At 72.7% G+C, this 5824-nt stretch carries 2 protein-coding genes; both read right to left on the minus strand.

Going from position 1 to position 5824, the window contains the following annotated elements:
• Nucleotides 1-5196: type I polyketide synthase (locus Adu01nite_RS48335; protein WP_239133247.1), on the minus strand; the 5196-nt coding region annotated here is incomplete at its 3' end.
• 38 nt (nt 5197-5234) lie between these two features.
• A partial coding sequence (locus Adu01nite_RS47300; protein ID WP_239133248.1) for a phosphopantetheine-binding protein occupies nt 5235-5824 on the minus strand: 590 nt, incomplete at its 5' end.

Genomic DNA, 5824 nt, shown 5'->3' on the forward strand with positions numbered 1-5824 from the left:
ACCCTCGGCGACACCCATGCCGTCGGCGTCCGCGGAGAACGACTTGCACCGTCCGTCGACCGCCAAACCGCGCTGCTGGCTGAAGCCGACGAAGATGCCCGGTGTGGCGAACACGGTGACGCCGCCGGCCAGCGCCATCGAGCACTCTCCGCTGCGCACCGCCTGCATTGCCAGATGCAACGCCACCAGGGAGGAGGAGCAAGCGGTGTCCACCGTCACCGCCGGCCCTTCCAGACCGAACGTGTATGCCACCCGCCCGGAGATCACGCTGGCGTTGGCCCCGGTCACGAGGTGCCCTTCGAGGCCCTGTGGGAGGTCGAGCAGGTAGTCGGGTGACTTGGCGCCGACGAACACACCGGCCGGCGAACCGCGCAGCGACATCGGATCGATCCCGGCCCGCTCGAACGTCTCCCACGCCGTCTCCAGTACGAGCCGCTGCTGCGGGTCCATGGCGATGGCCTCGCGCGGCGAGATCCCGAACAGCTCCGCGTCGAAGTCCCCGGCCTCGTGCAGGAATCCGCCCTCGCGCACGTAGCTCTTGCCCGGCACGTCGGGATCCGGGTCGTAGAGGCGCTCAACGTCCCAGCCGCGCTCCTGCGGGAAGCCGGAGATGCCGTCACGTTCCTCGGTGAGCATCTGCCACAGGTCCTCCGGAGAGGACACCCCGCCCGGATAGCGGCAGGCCATGGCCACGATCGCCACGGGTTCGTCGCTGCGGACCGGCGCGGACGGTGGGACATCCGGCGCGACGGCCGCGACGCCGAGCAGTTGCTCACGAAGAAACGCGGTGACGGCGGCGGGGTTGGGGTGGTCGAAGATCAGGCTGGCGGGCACGCTGACGCCGGTCGCCTTGCCCAGCCGGTTACGCAGCTCGACCGCGGTCAGCGAGTCGAAGCCGATGTCCTTGAACGCGCGCCGGGCCGCGACCGCTTCGACGTCGGTGTGCCCGAGGACGGCAGCGGCCTGGGAACGGACGAGTTCCAGCAGGATCCGGTCCTGTTCGGCGGCCGAGGCGCCGGCCAGCCGCAGCGCGAGTGGTGAGGAGCCGCCGGTGTCCGGCTCGGCGGGCTGGATGGCGCGCTGCGCCTCCGGTAGGCCTTCGAGCAGGCGACTGTGCCGGCCGGAGACGAACAGCGGTGTGAACCGATCCCAGTCCACCTCGGTCACCGCGGCGAAGGCTTCGCCGCCGGCCACCACCTGCTGCATCGCGGTGAAGGCGAGCTGCGGGTCGAGCATCGGCAGGCCCTGTTCCCGGGCCCGGCGGCTGAGTGCTTCGCGGCGGTGACCGGCGTGCTCGTCATGGTCGTTGAACGCGTCCCAGATCCCCCAGGCGATCGAGGTGCCCGGCAGGCCGCGAGCCCTGCGCCGCGCAGCGAGCGCGTCGAGGTGGGCGTTGGCCGCCGCGTACCCGGCGTGTTCCCCGCTGCCCCACACGCCGGCCATGGACGAGAACAGCACAAACGCTTCGAGGTCGGTGTCGTCGACCAGTTCGTCGAGCCAGTGCGCGCCGGTGACCTTGGCCGACAGGTTCGTGGCGAGCCGTTCGAGGGTGGTCTCGGTGATCGGGGCCAGGTCGACGACGGCCGCCGTGTGGAACACGGCCCGGATCGGCTGCCCCTGCCGTCGCAGCTCGGTCAGCAACGCGGCGAGCGCGTCGCGGTCGGCGACGTCACAGGCCGCGACGGTCACCCGGGCGCCGGCGGCGATGAGCTCGGCTTCCAGCTCGGCCACCCCGTCGGCGTCGCGGCCACGGCGGCTGGTGAGCACGAGGTGCTCGGCGCCGGCGCCGGCGAGCCACCGGGCCAGGTGTCCGCCGATCGACCCGCTCGCCCCGGTGACGAGTACGGTGCCGGACGGCTGCCAGGCCGGGGCCGCGGGACCGCCGCGGCGGCGCGGCGCCCGTACCAGCCGACGCCCCAGCGCACCCGAGGTGCGCAGGGCGACCTGGTCCTCGCCCGTCGAGCCGGCCAGCACGGCGCCGAGGCGGGTCAGCGCACGTTCGTCGAGTGCCGCAGGCAGGTCGATCAGGCCGCCCCACCGGCCCGGCTGTTCCAGCGCGGCCGTGCGGCCCAGCCCCCATAGCTGTGCTTGCTCGGGTGCCGGGGCGGGGTCGGCCGGCAGGGCCGCGACGGCGTTGCGGGTGACACACCAGATCGGGGCGCTCAGGTCGGCGTCCGCGACGGCCTGTACGAGCAGCACTGTGCCGGCCAGGCCGCGGGTGAGCGAGGGCAGCTGTGGGTGGCTGCGTACGTCGTCGGCGAGGAACGACAGGATCCCGGCCACCGGTTCGCCGGCCGCCGCGGTGGTCAGGGCCGCGACGAGTGCGGCCCGGTCGGTCGTGCCGGCCTCCACGGGCACCGGCACGACGGATGCGCCCTGTGCGGTCAGTACCCGGTCGCAGGCCACCGCGGTGTCTCCGACCGCCTCGGGGAAGACCATCAGCCACCGGCCGGTCGCGACCCCGTGCGCGCTCACCGGCCGCCACTCGACGTCGTAGCGCAATGAGTCCATTGTGGACATAAATGACGGCGCGCTCACTGGTTGCTGCTCCAGCCAGTAGCGCCGCCGTTGGAACGGGTAGGTCGGCAGGTCGACGTGCCGACCGGGGAAGTTCCAGCCGACCGGGAGGCCGGCGGCGTGGGCTCGGGCGAACGCGGTCAGTAGCTCGGTGGGGCCCGGCTCGCCGCGACGCAGCGTTCCCTGGCTGTGGGCTTCGGGCAGGGTTTCCTGGACCGCGATGGTCAGCACCGGGTGCGGGCTGCACTCCACGAAGGTGTCGTAGCCATCCTCGGCGAGCAGCCGCAGGGTCGGCTCGAACAGGACGGTGCGCCGCAGGTTCTCGTACCAGTAGGTGGCGTCGAGGCGACCGGCCTCGACCGGGCCGCCGGTGAGCGTGGAATAGACGGGCACGGCGGACGGGCGGGGCGCGATGCCGGCCAGGTCGGCGAGGATCTGGTCGCGGAGGGCCTCGACATGTGGCGTGTGCGAGGCATAGTCGACGTCGATCTTGCGTGCCCGCGAGTAGGTGGCCAGGACCCGGTCGAGACCGGCGACGCTGCCGGCGACGACGGTGCCCGCCGGGCTGTTGTGCGCGGCGATCCACACGTCGTCGGGCAGCTCGACCTGTTCGGCGGGCAGCGGCACCGAGACCATGCCGCCGGTGCCGGCGAGGCGGGTGATGGCCCGTGCCCGAAGCGCAACGATGCGCGCGGCGTCGTCCAGGGTCAGCGCGCCCGCGACGTGCGCGGCGGCGATCTCGCCCTGCGAGTGACCGATGACGGCTGCGGGCTCGACGCCCTGTTCCTGCCAGAGCCGCGCCAGGGACACCATGACGGCGAACAGGGCCGGTTGCACGAGCTCGACGCGGCTCAGCAGCTCCGGGTCATCCAGCCTGACGGTGACGTACGGGGCCAGCGCCTGGATGCAGGCGTCGAGGTGCGTGGCGAAGGTGGCGTTGGTCTCGGCCAGATCCAGGGCCATCCCCCGCCACTGGGAGCCTTGACCGGGAAAGACGAACACGGTCTTCCGCCCGTGCGGGTCGGCCTCGTCCCGCACGAGGTTGGGCGCGGCGAGACCGGCCGGCAACGCGCGCAGGCCGGCCACGAGCTCGTCCCGGCCGGTGCCGACCACGACCGCGCGGTGCTCGAGCGCTGCCCGGCCCGCGAGGGAGTGTGCCACGTCTTGCACCGGCAGCTCGTCCACGGCATCGGCCAGCCGTCCGGCCATCTCCTGCAGGCCGGCATCGGTGCGCGCCGACAGCAGCCAGGCGACCGGGCCGCTGTGCTGCGGGATCTCCGGCGTCTCCTGGGCGGGGGCCTGCTCGAGGATGATGTGTGCGTTGGTGCCGCTGATCCCGAACGCCGACACCCCGGCGCGCCTCGGGCGGCCCTGGTCGGGCCAGGCGCGCCCGGCCGTCAGCGGAACCACCGTGCCGGCGGACCAGTCGACCTGCGGGTTCAACTCGTCGATGTGCAGGGTTGGCGGGAGAACGCCGTGCCGCATCGCCATGACCATCTTGATGACACCGGCGACACCGGCGGCGGCCTGGGTGTGCCCGATGTTCGATTTGACCGAGCCCAGCCACAGGGGCTGCTCGGCCGTCCGCCGCGCGCCGTACGTTGCCTGCAGCGCCTGCGCCTCGATCGGGTCGCCCAGTTTGGTGCCGGTTCCGTGCGCCTCCACCACGTCCACCTGGTCGGCGGGTATGCCGGCGCTTTCCAGAGCGTCGAGGATCACCCGTTGCTGCGATGGCCCGTTGGGGGCGGACAGTCCGCTGCTGGCTCCGTCCTGGTTGGTGGCGGAGCCCCGTACCACTCCCCAGATCCGGTGGCCGTTGCGCACCGCGTCGGACAACCGCTCCAGCAGCAGCACGCCGACCCCCTCGGACCAGCCCGTACCGTCGGCGGAGGCGGCGAACGCCTTGCAGCGCCCGTCCGGTGACAACGCCCGCTGCCTGCTGAACTCGACGAACGCCGTCGGTGTCGGCATCACCGCGACGCCGCCGGCCAGCGCGAGCGAGCACTCGCCGGCCCGCAACGACTGGCCGGCCCAGTGCAGCGCGACCAGCGAGGAGGAACAGGCGGTGTCGATGGTGATCGCCGGGCCTTCGAGGCCGAACGTGTACGCGATGCGGCCGGAGACGACGCTCGACATGCTGCCGGTGAGCGAGTAGCCCTCGACGCCCTCGGGCAACGGGCCGAGCCGGTCGATGTAGTCCATGCCGATCGCGCCGATGAACACGCCGGTGCGGCTGCCACGCACCGACCCGGGGTCGACGCCGGCGCGCTCGAAGACCTCCCACGACGTCTCGAGCAGCACCCGCTGCTGCGGGTCCATGGCGAGCGCCTCGCGCGGCGAGATCCCGAAGAACCCGGCGTCGAAGTCGGGGGCGTCGTAGAGGAACCCGCCGGCGTTGGCGTAGCTGCGCCCGGAATGCTCCGGGTCGGCGTCGTAGAGCAGGTCATAGTTCCAGCCCCGGTCGGCCGGGAAGTCGCCCATGGCGTCGCCGCCCGCCTCGACCAGCCGCCACAGGTCCTCAGGGGACCGGACGCCACCCGGGAACCGGCACGACATGCCGATGATCGCGATGGGCTCCGCGTACCTCGCCTCGGCCGACTCCAGCCGCTGCCTGGTCTGCCGCAGGTCGGCGGTGACCAGCTTGAGGTATTCGCGGAGCTTCTCTTCGGTGCTCGTCATGTGGCGGTGCCTCCAGATTGGCGGATGCCGTGGCTCGCTCAGGCGCGGCCGAGCTCCTTGTCGATCAGGGCGAACATCTGCTCGTCGGTGGCCCCGTCCAGGCGGACGTCGTCGTTGTCGTCCGGTGCCTCGCCCGCCGCGTCGTCCAGCTCCCGCAGCAGGGTCCGCAGCCGTTTGCCGAGAAGCCGGCGGGTGGGGTCGTCGAGTGCGGAGCCGGTCAGCAGCGAACCGAAGCGTTCGAGCTCGCTGAGGACGGGCTCGCCCGCCGGCCGCTCGGCCGGCCGGATCCGGGTCCCGACGTGCCGGGCCAGCGCGGCCGGCGATGGATGGTCGAAGATCAGCGTCGCCGGCATGGTGAGGCCAGTGGCGGCGTTGAGGCGGTTGCGCAGCTCGACCGCGGTCAGCGAGTCGAAGCCGAGCTCGAGGAAGCCGCGATCGGCCCGGATGGACCTGGTGGAGCTGTGCCCGAGCACCGTCGCCGTGTGGGTGAGCACCACGTCGAGCAGCAGCCGGTCGCGCTCGGAGTCGCTCAGGCCGGCGATGCGCTGCGCGAGTGCGGACGGCGCTGAGGCGTCGAGGGCGTCGGCGACGCGCCGCACCCCGGCCCTGACCAGGCCGCGCAGTTGCG

This window comes from Paractinoplanes durhamensis (genome assembly GCF_016862175.1).
Classification (GTDB): Bacteria; Actinomycetota; Actinomycetes; order Mycobacteriales; family Micromonosporaceae; genus Actinoplanes; species Actinoplanes durhamensis.